17 protein-coding genes are annotated in these 19538 nt (G+C 63.8%); 11 read left to right on the top strand and 6 right to left on the bottom strand.

All coding sequences use genetic code 11. The features are described 5' to 3' along the window. Positions 1-68: 68 nt before the first annotated feature. From fecA to Q9451_RS03800, 3 genes are all read right to left on the bottom strand, one after another. The gene (fecA, locus tag Q9451_RS03790) at positions 69-2393 is read right to left on the bottom strand and encodes a TonB-dependent Fe(3+) dicitrate receptor FecA (RefSeq protein ID WP_012274134.1); all 2325 of its coding nucleotides are present in this window, start codon (positions 2391-2393) and stop codon (positions 69-71) included. Between the two features lie 89 nt (positions 2394-2482). Next, a complete protein-coding gene (locus tag Q9451_RS03795; RefSeq protein ID WP_012274133.1) occupies positions 2483-3409 on the bottom strand; it encodes a FecR domain-containing protein in 927 nt (308 codons plus the stop codon). Further along, on the bottom strand, positions 3406-3951 hold the full coding sequence (locus tag Q9451_RS03800; protein ID WP_171577219.1) for a sigma-70 family RNA polymerase sigma factor: 546 nt from the start codon (positions 3949-3951) through the stop codon (positions 3406-3408). The genes Q9451_RS03795 and Q9451_RS03800 overlap by 4 nt, the downstream gene beginning before the upstream one ends. Positions 3952-4057: 106 nt before the next feature. Here Q9451_RS03800 and Q9451_RS03805 point away from each other — a divergent pair, with 106 nt between their 5' ends. From Q9451_RS03805 to Q9451_RS03830, 6 genes are all read left to right on the top strand, one after another. Continuing rightward, a complete protein-coding gene (locus Q9451_RS03805; protein ID WP_012274131.1) occupies positions 4058-4363 on the top strand; it encodes a DUF3649 domain-containing protein in 306 nt (101 codons plus the stop codon). Next, on the top strand, positions 4360-5937 hold the full coding sequence (locus Q9451_RS03810) for a PepSY-associated TM helix domain-containing protein (RefSeq protein ID WP_012274130.1): 1578 nt from the start codon (positions 4360-4362) through the stop codon (positions 5935-5937). Before Q9451_RS03805 ends, Q9451_RS03810 begins: the two co-directional genes overlap by 4 nt. Beyond that, the gene (locus Q9451_RS03815; RefSeq protein WP_012274129.1) at positions 5937-6263 is read left to right on the top strand and encodes a DUF3325 domain-containing protein; all 327 of its coding nucleotides are present in this window, start codon (positions 5937-5939) and stop codon (positions 6261-6263) included. Before Q9451_RS03810 ends, Q9451_RS03815 begins: the two co-directional genes overlap by 1 nt. A gap of 4 nt (positions 6264-6267) precedes the next feature. Next, positions 6268-6843, top strand: a complete 576-nt coding sequence (locus Q9451_RS03820) for an RNA polymerase sigma factor (protein ID WP_012274128.1) — start codon at positions 6268-6270, stop codon at positions 6841-6843. Beyond that, a complete protein-coding gene (locus Q9451_RS03825) occupies positions 6840-7820 on the top strand; it encodes a FecR family protein (protein WP_345960894.1) in 981 nt (326 codons plus the stop codon). The genes Q9451_RS03820 and Q9451_RS03825 overlap by 4 nt, the downstream gene beginning before the upstream one ends. A 129-nt stretch (positions 7821-7949) precedes the next feature. Continuing rightward, positions 7950-10340 carry a TonB-dependent receptor gene (locus Q9451_RS03830; RefSeq protein ID WP_012274126.1) on the top strand — a complete coding sequence of 797 codons (2391 nt, stop codon included), beginning with the start codon at positions 7950-7952 and terminating at the stop codon, positions 10338-10340. Between the two features lie 72 nt (positions 10341-10412). On the opposite strand, the gene Q9451_RS03835 is transcribed toward Q9451_RS03830, so the two are convergent. Continuing rightward, the gene (locus Q9451_RS03835) at positions 10413-11288 is read right to left on the bottom strand and encodes an AraC family transcriptional regulator (protein ID WP_012274125.1); all 876 of its coding nucleotides are present in this window, start codon (positions 11286-11288) and stop codon (positions 10413-10415) included. A gap of 185 nt (positions 11289-11473) precedes the next feature. Here Q9451_RS03835 and Q9451_RS03840 point away from each other — a divergent pair, with 185 nt between their 5' ends. Further along, positions 11474-12376, top strand: a complete 903-nt coding sequence (locus Q9451_RS03840) for a DMT family transporter (RefSeq protein ID WP_012274124.1) — start codon at positions 11474-11476, stop codon at positions 12374-12376. A gap of 112 nt (positions 12377-12488) precedes the next feature. On the opposite strand, the gene Q9451_RS03845 is transcribed toward Q9451_RS03840, so the two are convergent. Beyond that, positions 12489-13463 (bottom strand): D-glycerate dehydrogenase, encoded by a 975-nt coding sequence (locus Q9451_RS03845; protein WP_012274123.1) that lies wholly within the window; start codon positions 13461-13463, stop codon positions 12489-12491. 78 nt (positions 13464-13541) lie between these two features. Further along, a complete protein-coding gene (locus Q9451_RS03850; protein ID WP_012274122.1) occupies positions 13542-14489 on the bottom strand; it encodes a LysR family transcriptional regulator in 948 nt (315 codons plus the stop codon). A gap of 191 nt (positions 14490-14680) precedes the next feature. On the opposite strand from Q9451_RS03850, the gene Q9451_RS03855 reads away from it, so the two are divergent. The 4 genes from Q9451_RS03855 to Q9451_RS03870 are packed head-to-tail and all read left to right on the top strand — an operon-like array spanning position 14681 to position 19445. Continuing rightward, on the top strand, positions 14681-16210 hold the full coding sequence (locus Q9451_RS03855) for an efflux transporter outer membrane subunit (RefSeq protein ID WP_012274121.1): 1530 nt from the start codon (positions 14681-14683) through the stop codon (positions 16208-16210). Beyond that, positions 16207-18384, top strand: a complete 2178-nt coding sequence (locus Q9451_RS03860; protein ID WP_012274120.1) for an FUSC family protein — start codon at positions 16207-16209, stop codon at positions 18382-18384. Before Q9451_RS03855 ends, Q9451_RS03860 begins: the two co-directional genes overlap by 4 nt. Then, positions 18374-18574, top strand: a complete 201-nt coding sequence (locus Q9451_RS03865) for a DUF1656 domain-containing protein (protein ID WP_009685040.1) — start codon at positions 18374-18376, stop codon at positions 18572-18574. Before Q9451_RS03860 ends, Q9451_RS03865 begins: the two co-directional genes overlap by 11 nt. Positions 18575-18584: 10 nt before the next feature. Then, the gene (locus Q9451_RS03870) at positions 18585-19445 is read left to right on the top strand and encodes an HlyD family secretion protein (RefSeq protein WP_012274119.1); all 861 of its coding nucleotides are present in this window, start codon (positions 18585-18587) and stop codon (positions 19443-19445) included. Positions 19446-19538: the final 93 nt, after the last annotated feature.

Here is a 19538-nt window from a genome sequence, read left to right on the forward strand (position 1 = left end):
AAGCCCTTTTTGAAAATAAATGTCTTGTTGCAAATGGGGCGGCAAAGCGGCCCCCCATTTGCAGTCGATCAGAATTCCACCGACGTCTGCACATACAAGGTACGCGGCTCACCCACGTACTTCCCTTTGTTGTTGTCATCGTAAGAGCGCGTGTAGTACTCGCGGTTGAACAGATTCTTCACCCCAACCGCCACTTTCAGGTTCGACAGCTGCGGGCCAAAGTCGTACCCGGCGCGGGTGCTGACCAGCATGTAGCCCGGAATGCGCCCGGTGCTGCCGTCGGCGCTTTCGGTGCTGGTGTTGGCGTTGTCTGCGTACTGGCTGCTCTGGAAGCTGCCGTCCAGGTTCAGCTGCCAAGGGCCATCGGTGTAGCCCACGCCCAGGTTGCCCTTGTGGCGTGACGAGAACGGCACCTGGTTGCCTTTGTTCGGCCCGTCCTCGCGGATAGTGGCGTCGACGAACGCATAGCTGGCATGCACATCGAAACCGGCCAGGGCGGGGCTCAGGCCGTCGAGCGCGTAGCGCACGCTGGTCTCGATGCCCTGGTGGCGAGTTTCGCCGCGGGCGATCACCGAGTCGTTGGTCTGGTTGCTTTCGTACTGGTTGTCGAAGTTGATCAGGAACGCGCCAATCTCGGCCTGCAGGTCACCATTGTCATAACGGGTACCCACTTCCCAGGTGCGCGCCTTTTCCGGTTTCACTTCGCCGCTACTGACCCGGTTGGGCATCTGGCTGTACTGCACGCTGCCGAACGAGCCCTCGGTGTTGGCGTACAAGTTCCAGCTGTCGGTCAGGTGGTACATCACGTTCAGCGCCGGCAGCGCGGTGTTGTAGCTGCCTTGGTAGCGCTGGCCGTTGAGCTTGTTGCTTTGCTCGGAGTCGATCATCTCGTAGCGCACACCGGGGGTGATGGTCCAGCGGCCGATGTCGATGCGGTCATCCAGGTAGATGGCGTGGGCTTCGGTGCTGCCACGGGTGTCGCGGTCATTGCGGCTGGCGGTGGTCGGCAGGCTGCCATTGACCGGCTCGCGGAAGCGCAGTTCGTGGCCGGCTTCGTTGACGTAACGGTAGCCGATGCCCAGCTCGTGCCAGCTGTCGCCAAGGGCCAGGCCCTGCGAGAAGCGGGTTTCGATGCCGCGTACCCAGTACTCGCGTGGCGACAGCGAGACGAAGCTGCCCTGGTCCAGGTAACCGCTGCGCAGGGTCTTGGTGAAGAAGCTGTTGACGCTGAACTGGCGGTCGTCCTGCTTGTAGTCGTAGCCGAAGTTGAACAGGGTGCGGCGGCCCCAGAACTTGTCCTTCAGGCGCGTCGACTGGTACGGGTCGGCAGCGAAATCGGCAGTGCTCAGGCCGCCGGGCATGTCGGCTTCACCCTCGTAGTACTGGGCCATGGCGTGCAGGCTGTTGGCTTCGTCCAGTTGCAGCTTGCCCTTGAGGATCAGGTCGTCGATTTGCGTGTCGCTGTGTTCGCGCCAGTCACCGCCACGGGTGCCAGAATACAGCAGGGCGCCGCCCAGGCCGTTGGCATTGGTGCCGCCGACCAGCAGGTTGGCGCTGTTCTTGAAGCCATCGTGGCTGGAAGACGGGCTGATCTGGTTCTGCATGGCGGCCTTGAACGTGGCCTGTTCAGGGATCGCCCGAGTGACGAAGTTGACGATGCCGCCAACGTTCTGCGGGCCGTAGCGCACCGCGCCGCCACCGCGCACCACATCCACGGCGTCCATGTTGCCCATGCTCAGTGGTGCCAGCGACAGCTGCGGCTGGCCGTACGGGGCGAAGGGCACCGGGATGCCGTCCATCAGCACGGTGGAGCGCGATGCCAGGCGTGGGTTGAGGCCACGGATGCCGAAGTTCAGCGCCAGGTCGTGGCTACCGGTGCCGTTGTTGTCGGGGGCGTTGACACCGGGGATACGGTTGAGCACTTCGCGAGCGGTGGTGGCGCCGTTGCGCTCGAATTCCTCGCGACGCACTACGTCGCGGGCACCGGGGTGCTCGAACACATTGTCCTGCTGGGCCTCGGCCAGCCAGTCGCCGACCACGGTGGACGCACCGAGCTCGACCGGCGCACCCGCAGCGGGGGTATCGATGGGCTGCAGGCTGAAGGCGTTGTCGGTTTCCTGCCGCACCTGCAGGCCGCTGCCGCGCAGCAGTGCATCGAGGCCCTGTCGCACGTCGTACTGGCCGTCCAGGCCTTGAGTGTGGATGCCTTGGGTCAGTTGCGAGCCGAACGAGATCAGCGCCCCGCTTTCGCGGCCAAACTGGTTGAGGGCGTCTTCAAGCGAGCCGGCGGCGATATGGTAGCTGCGGGTTTCGGCATAGGCGGCAGGCGTGGCCAGGCCGAGGGTGGTGGTGAACAGCAGGGCGTGGACGAACGGGCTGTGGCGCAACGGCATGGGTCGGGTCCTGAAAGAGGGGTTCTGCCATGTCTGTCACGCGAAGTTGGAAAAATGGCTCACTTGATTGAAAAAATGTACGTACGGCTCTACCCGATCTTCGGCTCGACCGTCACCCAGTACCGGGTGAACCGTCGCACCCGCACCGGTAGCGCCACCTCCAGCATCTGCAGGATGCGTTCACTGTCATCCAGCGGATACGATCCAGAAATACGCAAGTCGGCAACCTGCTCGCTACACCCCAACTGCCCATGGCGATAGCGCCCAAGTTCGGCAAGAAAGTCCGCCAGGCGCATCTGCGACGCCACCAGCATGCCGTCTACCCAGGCCCCGACATTAGGGTCGAGCGGCGTCACCGATCGCCAGGCGCCGGTGAAGCGGGCCTGTTGCCCGGCCCGCAGTGGCTGCCCAGCCGCGCTGGCAGCCCCCTGGAATACCGATACCAGGCTGTAACCGTCGAACTGGCGCACGTTGAAGCGCCCGCTGTCCAGGCGCAGCGCCCCTTCAGCGGTGCGCAACAGCAATGGCCGTGCATCGCTGGCCACTTGCAACGCCAGTTCACCTTCGAACAGACGCAGCAGTCGCTGCTGGCTGTCGAAGCGCGCGTCTGCGGCACTGCGGGTATTGAGTTGCAGCACGCTGCCATCAACCAGCTGCATGCGCCGACGCTGGCCGAGCGGGCTACGGTAGTCGGCCATCAACCCAGGCAGCGGATTGTGCTGTTGCAGGCCAAGCCCGGTGGCACTCGCCACACCGACCAACAGCAACGCCTTGAGTGCCCGGCGCCTGGCCGGCGAAGGCGGGGCTTGCAGCGTTGCATGCACCACGGGCGACGACACACCGCGCAGCCGCTGGTTGACCTGCTGGATATGGGCCCAGGCTCGCTGGTGCTCCTGGTTGGCCTGGAGCCAATGCTCAAGCGCCAGTTGCTGTACCTGGCCGAAGTCATCGCCCTGAGATTCGATCAGCCAGTGCACGGCCTGCTCCGCAACCTGCGCAGAGAACGAGGCGTTCACAGGGCAAAGTAACAGCGCATGGCTGCCTTGCTCAGGTAGCGTTTTACCGTGGCCAGGGAAATGCCCAGCTCACGGGCGATTTCGCCTTGGCCAAGGCCGTCGACCTGGGCCAACAGGAAGGCACGTTTGACCAATGGAGGCAGGCCGTCCAGCAGGCGGTCGAGTTCCAGCAGGGTCTCGAAGATGATCGCCTTCTGCTCCTCACTGGGTGCCACTTCTTCCGGTATTTGGGCCAGGGCCTGCAAGTAAGCGCGCTCCAGCTCCTGGCGGCGGAAGTGGTTGCACAACACACGCTTGGCCACGGTGGCGAGAAATGCGCGAGGTTCGATCAGTTGCGGTGTTTCGCGGGCCTGCAGCAGGCGCAGGTAGGTGTCCTGGGCCAGGTCGGCGGCACTCTGCGGGCAGCCCAGGCGGCGGCGCAACCAGCTGGTGAGCCAGTTGTGATGGGCGTGGTAAAGGCCTTCGACCGTGGAAGAGAGCGCGCTGGGCACCGTGATACTCCGGCGCTCGATCGCGCAACTGGTAGTAAGAATTGTTCGCATTATATGGACGGTCGCGCTACTCGGCAATCGTCACTCGTCTTGGGGCTTTGCTTATGAGAATTGAAATCATTATTATTGCAGCCCCGAAAACGCCCGGACCTTCGCCATGACGCGCAAAACCGCCGGCCTCCCGCTCAGCTATCGCCTGGCCGTGACCTCTCGCAGCCTCGCCGCGCTGCTGGGCGGCTACTTGCTGGCGTCCCTGGCGAGCGTCTGCATTGCCTTGCTGGCACCAATGCCAAAGGTGGATGCCACGCTCACCGGCCTGCTGCTGTCGTTCGTCTTCTACCTGCTGGCGTTCATCTGGTGCTTTGCCTGCCGCAGCGCTTGGCGTGCGTGGTTGGGCGTGCTGGCGCCAAGCCTGTTGCTGGGCATGATCAGCGGCGTTGCCTACTGGATGCAGAACCCATGAAAGAAGGCTTCCGCCAGGCCATGGCCTGGCTGCACACCTGGACAGGCTTGATCTTCGGCTGGCTGTTGTTCGCCATCTTCCTCACCGGCACGCTGTCGTATTTCAAGGAAGAAATCACTCACTGGTCGCAGCCCGAAGTGCGCAGCCACGCCCTGGACCCGGTCAACAGCCTGGGGGTGGCGCAACGTTACCTGCAGGACAATGCCGGGCATTCGGGTACCTGGTTCATCCGTATGCCCAATGCGCGTGAAGCGGCCCTGAGCGTGGGCTACCGCGACCCCAATGGCGGGCCGCGTGGCTTTGTCAGCAAAACCCTCGATACCCAGACCGGCCAGCCGGTGGAGGCACGCGACAGCCGCGGTGGTGAGTTCTTCTACCGCTTCCATTTCCAGCTGCAGATGCCTCATCCGTTTGGCCGTTGGCTGTCGACGTTCTGCGCTTTCATCATGCTGCTGGGGCTGGTCACCGGCATCATCACCCACAAGAAGATCTTCAAGGAGTTCTTCACCTTCCGCCCGGGCAAGGGCCAGCGCTCCTGGCTGGATGGGCACAATGCTATTGGCGTATTGGTGCTGCCGTTTCACCTGATGATCAGCTACAGCAGCCTGGTGCTGTTCATGTACATGGTGATGCCGGCAGGCATCATGGCCAGTTACGGCAATGACACCGACAAATACTTCAATGACCTGTTCGGCCGTAACGATGCGCCCAAGGCTGCCCAGGTGGCTACACCTCTGGTAGCGCTGCCGAGTTTGTACGCCAAGGTGCAGGCACTGCAGCCGGGGGCGCGCATTGGCAACATCCAGGTGCAGAACCCAGGCGACAGCAATGCCCGCGTCACCTTCACGCAATCGGCCGCCGACCACGTGGCTTATCGGCGCAGCGCCAACTGGACTTTCGATGGCGCCAGTGGTGCGCTGCTGAGCCAGGGCAAGCCGGAGAGCGGGGCAATGATGACCGCGTTCAGTTTCGCCGGGTTGCACATGGGTAACTTCGCCGGGCCCTGGCTGCGCTGGTTGTACTTCTTCTTTGGCGTGGCCGGTACTGCGGTGATCGGCACCGGGCTGGTGATGTGGTTGGGCAAGCGCCAGCTCAAGCACGCCAAAAGCGAGCACATGCCAGGCGAGCTACGCCTGGTCGAGGTGCTCAATATTGCCAGCATGAGCGGCCTGTTACTGGCAGTGGCGGGCTTTTTCTGGGCCAACCGGCTGATGCCCATGGGTGTCGAAGGCAGGTCGGACTGGGAGGTCAATGCATTCTTCATCGCCTGGGGGCTGTCGCTGGTGCACGCCGTTTTGCGCAGTGGGCGCAGAGCCTGGGGCGAGCAACTGGCGTTGGGCGCGCTGGCCTTTACCTTGTTGCCGCTGCTCAATGGCCTGACGACCGACCGGGGTTTGAACCATTCACTGCCGGAAGGTGACTGGGCCATGGCCGGCTTCGACCTGACTGCGCTGGGCACTGGCCTGTTCCTGGCCTGGCTGGCCAGCAAGATGCTGCGCAGCCCCAAGCCCGTAGCCAAGCGCGCCGCTCGTGCGGCAAAAAAGCCGAGCACTGAAACGGCGGAGGCGAGCTGATGCTGGGTAACGCACTGATCGCATTTGCAGGCTTCGTCGCCCTCTGCCTGGCCATGGAAAAGCACTTTAGCGACCTGCTTGGGCGCAAGCCGCGCCCAGGGCAGCTGCGCCTGTTGCGTGTCGTGGGTTGGCTGCTGCTGATGCTGTCGTTGGCCCTCAGCGTGCACCTGCGTGGCTGGGCTCATGGCCTGGTGGAGTGGACGGCGGTGACGATGGCCGGGGTGACGCTGTGGGTGTTTGGCCTGCCATACCAGCCGCGCCTGCTGTTGGGCCTGGCCGCCGCCAGTGGGGTGCTGGGCCCGTTGCTTGCCGTGTTTGCCGTGTGACGCTGTGAGCGAGCAGAGCGATAGCATAGAGCCTGACGCCGACAGCGCAGGCGCGCGTGCTCGTTTCGTCCAGGTGTTCCAGGCCCAGCGCGCGCGCATGGAGGCGCTGGTCAGCCGCAGGGTCGGCTGCCGAGCTACCGCTTCGGACCTGGTCCAGGAGCTTTTTCTACGCTTCTGGCGCCGCCCCGAGGTCAAGGTCGAAGCGTTGGACACCTACTTGCTGCGGTGCGCCGGTAACCTGGCCATCGACCACCTGCGCAGCGAGGGTAGCCGCGAACGCGTGGCCGAAGTTGCTCTGCAGGTGGATGAAGCGGCCATGGGCCATGCCCCGGAGCAGGCGGTGGAGATCGACCACGACTTGCAGCGAATCGAAGCCGCCTTGCGTGCCTTGCCCGAGCGCACCCGGCAGATCTTTTTGCTCAACCGCATTCACGGCTGCAAGTACGGCGAGATCGCCAAAGCCATGCAACTGTCCCAGAGTGCTGTGGAAAAGCATATGATGCGCGCCCTTGAAGCGTGCAAGGCAAGTATTGCCGAACCCGCGCCCACCCCACGCCGGCCAGGGAGCGCCCGTCGATGAGCAGCATGCCCCCCATCACCGAGGCGCAATCCCAGGCCGCCCTGCAATGGCTCAGCCGCATCAACGAGCAGCCCGCACAAGCCGAAGGGGCGGCGTTCAAGCGCTGGTTGTTGGCCGACCCAGGGCACCGTGCAGCCTACCGGCAGGCGCAGGCGCTGTGGCAGAAAAGTGCCGCCCCGGCGCAGCGGTTGGCCGACGAAGAACAGCAAGCCCTGCACCGCTACCTCGATGCCATGGCCAGGCCAGCGCCCCGTGGCCGGTGGCGGCGGGTGGCAGCACTGGCGATGGCAGCCTGCATGGTACTGGCCCTAGGTATTGCAGGTGGTTGGCACCCGGGTTACTGGTTGCAGGACCTGCAAGCGGACTACAGCAATAACGGGCAGGTGCGCCAGGTGACCTTGGCTGACCAGTCGCAGATCACGCTTGATGCAGGTAGCGCCATTGCGGTCGATTTCGCCCAGGGCGAGCGCCGTGTGCGGCTGCTGCATGGCGCAGCCTTCTTCCAGGTGACCCATACCGGCGAGCCTTTCATGGTCGAAGCTGCCGGTGGCGAGGTGCGAGTCCTCGGTACCCAGTTCGAGGTGCGCGAGCAGGGTGAGGGGGCGCTGGTCACGGTGCGCAGTGGGCGCGTGGGGGTTAGCCCTGTTCCGGGCGCGTTGGTGCGTGAACTGACTGCCAACCAGCAGGTGGCCTATCGCGCAGGGCGCGCGGGCGACACGTTGGCGGTGGACAGTGATAACCGCCTGGCCTGGCGGGAAGGCTGGCTGAACTACTACCAGGTGCCGCTGGCGCAGGTGCTCGAGGACCTTGGGCGCTATTACCCAGGGCGCATCCTGCTGCTGGATGGCGAACTGGGGCAGCGCAAGGTCAGCGGCAGTTTCCCGGTGGCCGAGCCGTTGCTGGCGCTGGATTCGTTGGGCAATGTGATGGGCTTTTCGCGGCAGACGGTGTTGGGGCGTTTGACCCTGATTCGGTAGTTGTCGGCGAAGCGGTCGGCACAGGAAAATATTTTTCAGATAGCGGGTGAGGTAACAGGACGTGGCATCCGTGTAATGAGTGGAAGTGCGATTCATTCGCAGTAATATCCCTCTCACAGGTCAGCGTCCATGAAGTTCTCCCCGCGTTGCGTCCCTCTCTGGCTAGGCCTTGCTACGCTGCCTGCCATCGCTGTCGCCCCCCTGGCCTGCGCCGCCGAGCAACAGCAGGCCTACGCCTTCGCCCAGCCAGCCCAGCCCTTGGCCCAGGCACTCAACGCTTTCAGTCGTACCACCGGCCAGAGCGTGGTCTACACCCTTGAGCTACCAGGCGTGCAGGCGCCTGCGCTAAATGGCCGGTACAGCGCCGAACAGGCCCTGCAACAGCTGCTGGGTACTTCCGGGCTGGCCTGGCGCCGCGTCGATGCACGCACCTTCACCCTCGAAGCCGCCGACACCTCCGGTGCCCTCAACCTGCAGGCCACAACGGTGACCTCGCAACTGGATGACTACAGCTATCAGCCCCCGGCTAGCGCCTCGATCATGCGCGGGCAGGGCCCTAACCAGGACATCCCCCAGGCGATCAACGTGGTACCGGCGCAGGTCATCCGTGATCAGGCGCCGCGTAACCTCGATGACGCCCTGGCCAATGTCAGCGGCATTACCCAGGGCAATAACTTCGGTGGCACGTCCGACACGGTGATGAAGCGTGGTTTCGGCGACAACCGCGATGGCTCGATCATGCGCGATGGCATGCCCATCGTGCAGGGCCGCAGCCTCAACGCCAGCACCGAGCGGGTCGAAGTGCTCAAGGGCCCGGCTTCGCTGCTGTACGGCATTCAGGACCCGGGTGGGGTGATCAACGTGGTCAGCAAGCGCCCGCAACTGCAGCAGTACAACGCCCTGACCGTGCGTGGCTCGACCTACGGCAGTGGTAAGAACGGCAGTGGCGGCGGGCTCGACAGCACTGGCGCGCTGGGCGACAGCAACTTCGCCTACCGCTTGGTCGTCGACCACGAGGACGAAGACTACTGGCGTAACTACGGCGTGCACCGCGAATCGCTGGTGGCGCCGTCGCTGGCCTGGCTGGGCGAAGATACCCAGGTGGTGGTGGCTTACGAGCACCGCGAGTTTCTCTACCCGTTCGATCGGGGTACCGCGTTCGGCAACAACGGCCACCCACTGAACATCCCCGCCACGCGTCGTCTGGACGAGCCCTTCAACGACATGGAAGGGCGCTCCGACTTGTATCGCCTGGAAGTCGACCATCAGTTGGCCGATGACTGGAAGCTGCACTTCGGCTACAGCTTCAACCGTGAAACCTACGATGCCAGCCAGGTGCGGGTGACGGCCGTCAACGAAGCAAAAGGCACGCTGACACGCAGCATCGACGGCACCCACAACGCCATGAGCCGTGACCAGTTCGCGACCGTCAGCCTGGCAGGCAACGTGGAAGTGGCCGGCATGCAGCACGACTTGCTGTTCGGCATCGACCACGAAGACCGCAAGATTTTCCGGGGTGATCTGATTCGCCAGACGGCCAAGTCCACGTTCAGCTATGTGGACCCAGTCTACGGTCAGGAAGTGGAAGGCAGCACGGTGCGCGCCAGTGACAGCGACCAGACCGACAAGCTGCGCACCGATGCGCTGTTCGTGCAGGACGCCTTGCACCTGGACGAGCACTGGATCCTGGTGGCCGGCGCGCGCTTCCAGCAGTACGACCAGTACGCCGGTCGCGGCCGCCCGTTCCACGTCAATACCGACATCAGTGGCCAGGCCTGGGTGCCTCACGCCGGCATTGTCTACAAGGTCGATGACCAGCTGTCGTTCTATGGCAGCTACAGCGAATCGTTCAAGCCAAACTCCACCATTGCGCCACTGACCGGCAATATCGTGCTCGACTCGTCGGTAGCCCCGGAAGAGGGCAAGTCGTGGGAGCTGGGGGCCAAGCTCGATATGCCGGGCCGCATCACGGGCACCCTGGCGCTGTTCGATATCACCAAACGCAACGTCCTGGTTTCGAACTTCGACGCCAGCACTAGCGAGACGGTCTACAGCAACGCGGGTGAAGTCAATTCACGAGGCGTGGAACTTGACCTGACCGGCCAGCTGACTGATCGCTGGAGCTTGATTGGCAGCTATGCCTACACGGATGCCAAGGTTACCAAGGACCCGGACCTGCAAGGCAACCGCCTGCAGAACGTAGCCAAGCACAGTGGTTCGTTGTCGGCTGTGTACGACTTCGGCAGCCTGTTCGGTGGCGACAAGCTGAGGGTAGGTGCGGGTGCGCGCTACGTGGGCGAGCGGTCGGGTAACTCGACCAACACCTTCGACCTGCCGTCCTACACCGTGGCGGATGCATTCGCCAGCTACGAGACCAAGCTCGATGAACACAACGTGCGCCTGCAGCTCAACGTGAAGAACCTGTTCGACAAGGTTTACTACAGCTCGGCGGTGAACCAGTACTTTGTGGCGATTGGAGATGCGCGGCAGGTGAGTTTGTCGAGTACCTTTGAGTTTTAAGTACAGCCTGTGCCGGCCTCTTCGCGGCTAAAGCCGCTCCTACAGGGATCGCGTTACTCTGTGGGAGCGGCTTTAGCCGCGAATGGCCGAGCGATATTCCCCAGGCGTTGCGCCAAGGGCCTGCCGGAAGCGGTTACTGAAATGGCTGGCACTGGCAAACCCGCACAACAGGGCAATTTCGCCCAGCGGCATTTCCCCCAGTCGCAACAACTCGCAAGCCCGCTGCAGCCGCCTGGCCAGCAAGTACTGGTGCGGCGGTAACCCGAAACTGGCGCGGAACATGCGTGCGAAGTGGTATTCGGACAAGTTGCAGCGCAAGGCCAGTTCACCCAGGGTAATCGGCTGGTCCAGGTGCGCTTCGATGTACTCGACCAACTGCCGGCGCAGGTTCGGCGCCAGCCCACCTTTCAGGCGCAGGCCTTGGCGCAGCCCGACCTGGTTGAGCAGCGCATGGTCGACGATTTCGTGTGCCAGGCTGCTGGCCAGCAGGCGTTCGCCGGGCTCGTCCCAGTCCAGCTGGATCAGTTGGCGAAAGCGTGCCGCCTGCTGTGGATCGTCCAGAAAGGTCGCCTCCTGCAGTTGCAGCTCCCGTGGCTCACGGTCGAGCAGGCGCACGCAGCCCAGGGCGAACTGCGCCTCGCTGACATACAGGTGTGCCAGCCGGATCGCGCCATTGACCACCCAGTTCGATTCCTGCCCGGCCGGCATCACGCACAGCTTGCCGGGTGCGCCCTTGTCGGCCGGGCGTTGGCGGCGGAAGGTGCCGGTGCCGTCGGCGATGTAGCACGACAGGGTGTGATGGGTCGGTGCCTGGTAATCACGAGCATCGTCACGGTTGCTCCACAACGCCGCCGCCAGCCCGTCGCCCAGGTGCGCGCTCAGCTCCAGCCGGGCGTGGGGCGAGGCATGCATGGCGTTGAACACTTGCAACTGGGTGAGTGGCGTCATGGCGGGTTCCTCTTGCCAGTCATCCTACTGCGCCCTGCACAGCGTGACATCTACTGGCGCAAGAAAAGCGCAAGTTTGTGCAAGCCGGTAAAGGCCCATCTAGCGAACACTGGTGACCCCTGTGGGAGCGGGTTTACCCGCGAAGCGCCGGGCACCGATCCTGAAAGGCCCAAGGAACTGCCGCCATGAACCTGTCACTCTACCTGCTCACCGTCCTGATCTGGGGCACTACCTGGATCGCCTTGAAGCTCCAGCTGGGCGTGGTCGCCATCCCGGTCTCGATCGTCTATCGCTTCGCCCTGGCTGGCCTGATTCTGTTCGCCATCCTGCTGCTCACCCGCCGCCTGCAGCCGATGAACCGGCGTGGCCACCAGATCTGTCTGGCACAGGGCTTTTGCCTGTTCTGCGTCAATTTCATGTGCTTTCTCACTGCCAGCCAGTGGATCGCCAGTGGTCTGATCGCCGTGGTGTTCTCCACTGCAACCCTGTGGAACGCACTTAATGCGCGGGTCTTCTTCGGCCAGAAAATCGCCGCCAATGTACTGGGCGGTGGTGCCCTGGGCCTGCTTGGGCTGGGGCTGCTGTTCTGGCCCGAGCTGTCCCATCATGCGGCCAGCCGTGAAACCCTGTACGGCCTTGGCCTGGCGCTGCTCGGCACGCTGTGCTTCTCGGCGGGCAACATGCTGTCGAGCATGCAGCAGAAGGCCGGGCTCAAGCCCATGACCACCAATGCCTGGGGCATGGTCTACGGGGCGGCCATGCTGATGGTTTATTGCCTGGTCAGCGGCATTCCTTTCAACATGGAGTGGAACACCCGCTACATCGGTTCGCTGATGTACCTGGTAATTCCGGGTTCGGTGATCGGTTTCACCGCCTACCTGACCCTGGTCGGCCGCATGGGGCCAGAGCGCGCGGCCTACTGCACGGTGCTGTTTCCGTTGGTGGCGTTGAATGTGTCGGCGGTGGCCGAGGGGTATCAGTGGACGGCACCGGCCTTGTTGGGGCTGGTGGCGGTGATGGCGGGGAATGTGCTGGTGTTTCGCAAGCCTCGGGTCCGGGTGGCTGGGGGTGTTGTGGTGGCCAAATAGGACATGCGTTGCCTGCACCGGCCCTTTCGCGGGTAAGCCCGCTCCCACAGCGTTCTGGACCTGTGGGAGCGGGTTTACCCGCGAAAGGGCCGGTGCAGGCAATAGAGCGCTATCAGCCCTTCCACACCTGCGGGTTCACCAGGTCCCGCGGCCGCTCGCCCAGCAGCGCCGCGCGCAGGTTGTCCATCGCCCGATTGGCCATGGCCAATCGGGTTTCGGCAGTGGCCGAACCAATGTGCGGCAAGGTCAGCGCATTGGGCAGCTTGAACAGCGGCGAATCGCTCAGCGGCTCCTTCTCGTACACATCCAGACCAGCCCCACGAAGGGTACCGTTCTGCAGGGCTTCGATCAGCGCCGCTTCATCCACCACCGGCCCGCGAGCGATGTTGATCAGGAAGGCACTCGGCTTCATCAGTTTCAGCTCGCGGGCGCCAATCAGCTTGCGGGTGGCGTCGGACAACGGCACCACAATGACCACGAAGTCCGCTTCGGCCAGCAACTGCTCCAGGCTGCGCAACTGCGCCCCAAGTTCTTGCTCCAGCGCGGTCTTGCGGCTGTTGCCAGCGTAGATGACCGACATGTTGAAACCGAACCGGCCGCGGCGGGCAATGGCAGCGCCGATGTTGCCCATGCCGACGATACCCAGCGTCTTGCCATGCACATCGCTGCCGAAATGGGCCGGGCCTACGGTGGCCTGCCAGTTGCCGGCCTTGGTCCAGGCATCCAGTTCGGCGGTGCGGCGGGCACAGCCCATGATCAGCGAGAAGCCCAGGTCGGCGGTGCTTTCGGTGAGCACGTCGGGGGTGTTGGTCAGGGCGATGCCGCGTTCGTTGAAGTAGTCCAAGTCGTAGTTGTCATAGCCGACCGAAACACTGGACACCACCTCCAGCTTGGCCGCGCCTTCAAGCTGTGCACGGCCCAGCTTGCGGCCAACGCCGATCAGGCCGTGGGCCTCGGGCAGGGCTTCGTTGAACTGGGCGTTGATGTCGCCGAGCTTGGGGTTGGGCAGAATCACGTTGAAGTCTTGCTGCAGGCGCTCGGCCATGGCCGGGGTGATACGGCTGAAGGCCAGGACAGTCTTTTTCATCGGGCAACTTCTCTGCAAGGCGGGGGTGGACATTGGTTAGCAACCTACCATTGTCCACCCCCGCCATGCAGCAGCTTTTTAGTTGGCGATGAGCACTTGATGGGTTTTCAGGTCCGCCTCATGGGCCGCGAGAATCTCTGGCAGCGAGTTGCGCAGGTACTCGACCCAGGTCTTGATCTTGGCATCCAGGTACTGCCGCGATGGGTAGATGGCGTACAGGTTCAGTTCCTGCAGGCGGTACTCGGGCAACACTCGCACCAGGCTACCGTCACGCAGGCCGTCGATGGCCGAATAGATCGGCAGCACGCCTACGCCCATGCCGCTGCGGATCGCGGTCTTCATGGCATCGGCGGTGTTGACCATGAACGGCGAGCTGGTGATGTTGACCATCTCCTGGCCTTCCGGTCCGTCGAACAGCCACTTTTCCAGCGGGATCACCGGGCTGACCATGCGAAGGCAGGCATGCTTGAGCAGGTCGGCGGGCTTGTGCGCAGTGCCGTGGCGGGCGATGTAGCCGGGCGAGGCGCAGACGATGCTGTAGGTGATGCCAAGGCGCTGTGACACGAACCCCGAATCGGGCAGTTCGGTGGCCAGCACGATGGACACGTCATAACCCTCGTCGAGCAGGTCGGGCACGCGGTTGGCCATGGTCAGGTCGAAGGTGACGTCCGGGTGCGACTCGCGGTAGCGGGCGATGGCATCGACCACGAAGTGCTGGCCCACCCCGGTCATCGAGTGCACCTTCAACTGCCCGGCCGGGCGGGCGTGGGCATCGCTGGCTTCGGCTTCGGCTTCTTCCACATAGGTAAGAATCTGTTCGCAACGCATCAGGTAACGCTTGCCGGCCTCGGTCAGCGCAATGCGGCGGGTGGTACGGTTGAGCAGCCTTGTTTGCAGATGGGCTTCCAGGTTGGAGACCGCCCGCGACACGTTCGCGGTGGTCGTATCCAGTTGCGCGGCAGCAGCGGTAAAGCTGCCAAGCTGGGCTACGCAACTGAAAGCACGCATGTTTTGCAGGGTGTCCATGGGTCACTCTCGATGTAGAGGACAAAATTGTGTCACGAAGTAACGCAAAAAAGCTGAAAAGTTACCTTCGACCAAAGGCGGATTATCGCTGTTTTGGTAACAAAGATTCGCAGGAATCTGCGCTTATCGCCAGTGCTGTCGCCCCCTAGAATTGCCCGGCCCCTTCACCTCTTCCTCGGGAAATCGCAGCTGTGCCGCGTCGCATCATCAGAACGCTCAATGCGTTCAGTGCCTGTGCCCTTGCCCTCACCTTGAGTGGCTGTATCGGAACCTGGGGCATCGCCCCGCAAAGCAAGACGCTGCAAGCCAATACCTTGACCACCGACGCGGCCATACGCGAAGCCGCGACCGACGCCCATTGGCCTGACCAGCAGTGGTGGCACGCCTATGGCGACCCGCAGCTGGACCGCTGGATTGCCCTGGCCGTGGCCGGCAGCCCAAGCCTGGCCATGGCCGCGGCGCGGGTGCGCGAAGCCAAGGCCATGGCTGGCGTGGTCGAGTCGGCGGAAAAGCTCCAGGCCAACGGCCAGGCCACGCTCAAGCGCCACAACTGGCCTGAAGACCAGTTCTACGGCCCTGGCGCGCTGTCGGGCGCCAACACCTGGGACAACAACGCTGCCATTGGCTTCAGCTACGCCCTCGACCTGTGGGGGCGCGAGCGCAACGCCAGTGAGCAGGCCGTGGACCAGGCGCACATGAGCGTGGCCGAAGCCCGCCAGGCGCAACTGGAGCTGCAGAACAACGTGGTGCGCGCCTACATCCAGCTGAGCCTGCACTTTGCCCAGCGCGATATCGTCAAGGCCGAACTGGAGCAGCAGGAGCAGATCCTGGCGCTGGCCAAGCGTCGCCTGGATGCCGGCATCGGCACTCACTTCGAAGTCAGCCAGGCCGAAGCGCCGCTGCCGGAAACCCACCGTCAGCTCGACAGCCTCGACGAAGAAATTGCCCTGACCCGCAACCAGCTGGCGGCGTTGGCTGGCAAAGGCCCGGGGGAGGGCGCACAGTTGCAGCGCCCGACCCTGGCCCTGGCCGCGCCGCTGAAGCTGCCCTCGAACCTGCCTGCCGAACTGGTCGGCCAGCGCCCCGATGTGGTCGCCAGCCGCTGGCAGGTGGCCGCTCAAGCGCGTGGCATCGATGTTGCCCATGCCGGCTTCTTCCCCAACGTCGACCTGGTCGGCAGCCTGGGCTTCATGGCTACCGGTGGTGGCCCGCTGGAGTTCCTGACCGGGCGCAAGTTCAACTACAACGTCGGCCCGGCGATCAGCTTGCCGATCTTCGACGGTGGCCGCCTGCGTTCGGAGCTGGGCGTGGCCTCGGCGGGGTACGACGTAGCGGTGGCGCGCTACAACCAGACCGTGATTGGTGCGCTGAAGAACATTTCCGACCAGTTGATCCGCCGCGAGTCGATGAAAGAGCAGTCGCACTTCGCGGCCGAGTCCGTCGCCGCAGCTCAGAAAACCTACGACATCGCCATGGTCGCCTTCCAGCGCGGCCTTACCGACTACCTGAACGTGCTCAATGCGCAGACATTGCTGTTCCGCCAGCAGCAGGTGCAGCAACAGGTGCAGGCCGCCCGCCTGGTCGCCCATGCCGAGCTGGTCACCGCCCTGGGCGGCGGCCTGCAGGCCGGCCAGGATGTGCCGAAGGAGGAACGCCAGGCTGCGCCGAAAACCCCGGCTACCCTGGCCATTTTCGACAAGAAGCCGGATAACGCCGAATGAGCACTTCCAGTTTGCCCGTGCGCTGGCTGCAAAGCCTGGAATGGCGCCGGGGCTTCTTTGCCTGGGCACGCACCGACGGCGTGACCTGGGTGTACATCTTCAAGGTGCTGGCCGCCGCGTTCATCACGTTGTGGCTGGCCATGCGCCTTGAGCTGCCGCAACCACGCACGGCCATGATCACCGTGTTCATCGTCATGCAGCCGCAAAGCGGGCATGTGTTCGCCAAAAGCTTCTACCGGGTGCTCGGCACCCTGGCCGGCTCGGCGATGATGGTGGCGTTGATCGCCATCTTCCCGCAAAACACCGAGCTGTTCCTGCCCAGCCTGGCGCTGTGGGTGGGCCTGTGCTCGGCCGGTGCCATGCGCTACCGCACCTTCCGCGCCTATGGCTTCGTGCTGGCCGGTTACACCGCTGCGATGATCGGCCTGCCGGTGCTGCAGCACCCTGACCAGGCGTTCATGGCAGCCGTATGGCGGGTGCTGGAGATTGCCCTGGGGATTCTGGTGTCGACCTTCGTCAGTGCCGCAATCCTGCCGCAGTCGGCCAGCGCCGCGATGCGTAACGCCCTGTACCAGCGCTTTGGCGTGTTCGCCGGGGTGGTGGTCGAGGCCCTGCGTGGCGATAGCCAAAAGGACCGTTTCGAGAGCAGCAACGTGCGTTTCGTGGCAGAGGCCGTAGGCCTTGAAAGCTTGCGCAACGTCACCGCCTTCGAAGACCCGCACATGCGCCGCCGCAGTGGTCGGCTGGTGCGGATGAACAGTGAGTTCATGGCCATCACCACGCGCTTCAACGCCCTGCACCGCTTGCTGGAGCGGCTGCGTGCCCGTGGCCCCCTGCAGATCGTCAGTGCCATCGAGCCGGGCCTGAATACCTTGGTGGAGCTGCTGCAGCCCTACGTGGGGCGGGCGTTGACCGACGCCGATGCACTGCGCCTGACCCTGGAGCTGGCCGCCTACAAAGAAGGCTTGCAGGCCCAGGTGCGCGGCTTGCGGGCCGAATACCTGGCGACCGACCCCAGTGAATCCGACTTGCTCGACTTTCACACTGCGTTCGAACTGCTGTATCGCTTCGTCGACGAGATGTTCAGCTACGCCGAAACCCATGCCTCGCTGGCCGCGCACACACACCAGCGCGAGCAGTGGGACGAGCCCTACGTGGCGCAGACCAGCTGGCTGGTGTCGCTGGCCGCCGGTGTGCGTGCCTCGGCGGTGCTGTTGCTGCTGGGTAGCTACTGGCTACTCAGTGACTGGCCCAGCGGCGCCATGATGACCCTGATCGCCACCGTCACCGTGGGCCTTTCGGCGGCGTCGCCGAACCCCAAGCGCATGTCGTTCCAGATGGCCTGCGGCACGGCCATCGGTGCTTTTGTCGGGTTCTTCGAAACGTTCTTCGTGTTCCCCTGGATCGACGGTTTCCCGCTGCTGTGCATGGTGCTGGCACCTGTGTTCGTGTTGGGCGCGTTTCTGTCGTCGCGCCCGGCCTATGCCGGCTACGGCATCGGCTTGCTGGTGTTTTTCGCGATTGGCTCGGTGCCGAACAACCTCACCGTGTATGACCCCTACACCTTCATCAACGACTACATCGGCATGGTGATCGGGATGTTCGTCTGTGCCGCCGCCGGGGCGATCATCCTGCCGCCCAACAGCCGCTGGTTGTGGAGCCGGCTGGAACAGGAGCTGCGTGAGCAGGTGCTGTTCGCCATCAGTGGTCGCCTGCGCGGCATCGGCACGGCGTTCGAAAGCCGCACCCGCGACCTGTTGCACCAGGCCTATGGCCTGGCGGCGGGCAAGCCGCAGGTGCAGAGCCAGTTGATGGGCTGGATGTTCACCGTGCTGGAAATCGGCCACGCCGTGATCGAGTTGCGCAAGGAGCAGGCCCGTGCGCCGGTGCACCCGGCCTACGCAGAGTCGCAGCCGTGGCGCCAGGCGATTCGCGTCATGGGCCGTGCCCTGGCGCGGTTGTTCCTGCAGCCAAGCGCCAGCAACCACGAGCGTGCATTGGTGGCCGTGGACCATGCCATCGCCCGCGTGCAGGCCACCGACGAGCCGTTCGCCCGGCACTTCGACACCTCGGTGCTGCGCCGTGCGCAAAGCTACCTGCACTTCATCCGTTCTTCCCTGCTGGACCCACAGTCGCCACTGGCACCGGCGAAAGGATTGCACCATGCCCCGTGAAATCGCCTTCCATGGCGTGTACATGCCCACCATGACCTTGATGTTCCTGTTCGCCCTGGGCCTGGCCTGGGGCCTGGACCGGTTCATCGCCAGCCATGATGGCTACCGTTTCTTCTGGCACCCGGCGCTGCTGCGCCTGAGCCTGTTCGTCTGCCTGTTCGGCGCCATGGCGCTTACTGTCTACTGGTGAGAAACCTTCGATGAAAAAGTTCTTCAGCCTGATCGCCACCCTGCTGGTGCTGGTCGCTGCCGTGGCCATCGGTCGCCAGTTGTGGTTGCACTACATGACCACCCCATGGACCCGCGACGGCCGCGTGCGTGCCGACATCATCAACGTCGCCGCCGACGTGCCCGGCTACGTGGTGGACGTACCGGTCAAGGACAACCAGCGGGTGAAGAAGGGCGACCTGCTGATCCAGATCGACCCCGAGCACTACCAGTTGGCGGTCGACCAGGCCAAGGCGCTGGTCGCCTCGCGCAAGGCCACCTGGGAAATGCGCAAGGTCAACGCCAAGCGCCGGGCCGACATGGACAACCTGGTGATCTCCAAGGAAAACCGCGACGATGCCAGCAACATTGCCAACGCTGCCCAAGCCGATTACCAGCAAGCCCTTGCTGAACTGGCCGCAGCCGAACTGAACCTCAAGCGCACGCACATCGTGGCCACGGTGGATGGCTATGTGACCAACCTGAACATCCACAAGGGCGACTATGCGCGTACCGGTGAGGCGGTGATGGCGGTGGTCGATGAGAACTCGTTCTGGGTGTACGGCTTCTTCGAAGAGACCAAGCTGCCGCACGTGAAGGTGGGTGACCAGGCCGAGCTGCAGATGATGAGCGGCGAGCGCATCAAGGGGCATGTGGAGAGCATCGCCCGTGGCATCTACGACCGCGACAACCCGCAAAGCCGCGAGCTGATTGCCGATGTGAACCCTACGTTCAACTGGGTGCGGCTGGCGCAGCGGGTGCCGGTGCGTATTCACATCGATGAAGTGCCGGAAGGGTTTTTGCTGGCGGCGGGGACGACGTGTACGGTGGTGGTGAAGCCGAGTTCGCCTTGAGAGATTTGTAGTCAGGAACATCGAGCACCGCCCGCGCGGCGCTCGATCTCAAAGGCGCTGTAAAAATCATGGCGAGCACCTGCATGCCCAAAT

Source organism: Pseudomonas sp. NY8896 (assembly GCF_039634505.1).

Bases quoted from the DNA above. Each gene is read 5' to 3' on its own strand.
- Q9451_RS03830 (WP_012274126.1), top strand. From the start codon at position 7,950: ATGAAGTTCTCCCCGCGTTGCGTCCCTCTCTGGCTAGGCCTTGCTACG.
- Q9451_RS03845 (WP_012274123.1), bottom strand. From the start codon at position 13,463: ATGAAAAAGACTGTCCTGGCCTTCAGCCGTATCACCCCGGCCATGGCC.
- Q9451_RS03870 (WP_012274119.1), top strand. From the start codon at position 18,585: ATGAAAAAGTTCTTCAGCCTGATCGCCACCCTGCTGGTGCTGGTCGCT.
- Q9451_RS03850 (WP_012274122.1), bottom strand. From the start codon at position 14,489: ATGGACACCCTGCAAAACATGCGTGCTTTCAGTTGCGTAGCCCAGCTT.
- Q9451_RS03835 (WP_012274125.1), bottom strand. From the start codon at position 11,288: ATGACGCCACTCACCCAGTTGCAAGTGTTCAACGCCATGCATGCCTCG.
- Q9451_RS03865 (WP_009685040.1), top strand. From the start codon at position 18,374: ATGCCCCGTGAAATCGCCTTCCATGGCGTGTACATGCCCACCATGACC.
- Q9451_RS03860 (WP_012274120.1), top strand. From the start codon at position 16,207: ATGAGCACTTCCAGTTTGCCCGTGCGCTGGCTGCAAAGCCTGGAATGG.
- Q9451_RS03810 (WP_012274130.1), top strand. From the start codon at position 4,360: ATGAAAGAAGGCTTCCGCCAGGCCATGGCCTGGCTGCACACCTGGACA.
- Q9451_RS03840 (WP_012274124.1), top strand. From the start codon at position 11,474: ATGAACCTGTCACTCTACCTGCTCACCGTCCTGATCTGGGGCACTACC.
- Q9451_RS03805 (WP_012274131.1), top strand. From the start codon at position 4,058: ATGACGCGCAAAACCGCCGGCCTCCCGCTCAGCTATCGCCTGGCCGTG.
- Q9451_RS03800 (WP_171577219.1), bottom strand. From the start codon at position 3,951: ATGCGAACAATTCTTACTACCAGTTGCGCGATCGAGCGCCGGAGTATC.
- Q9451_RS03825 (WP_345960894.1), top strand. From the start codon at position 6,840: ATGAGCAGCATGCCCCCCATCACCGAGGCGCAATCCCAGGCCGCCCTG.
- Q9451_RS03815 (WP_012274129.1), top strand. From the start codon at position 5,937: ATGCTGGGTAACGCACTGATCGCATTTGCAGGCTTCGTCGCCCTCTGC.
- fecA (WP_012274134.1), bottom strand. From the start codon at position 2,393: ATGCCGTTGCGCCACAGCCCGTTCGTCCACGCCCTGCTGTTCACCACC.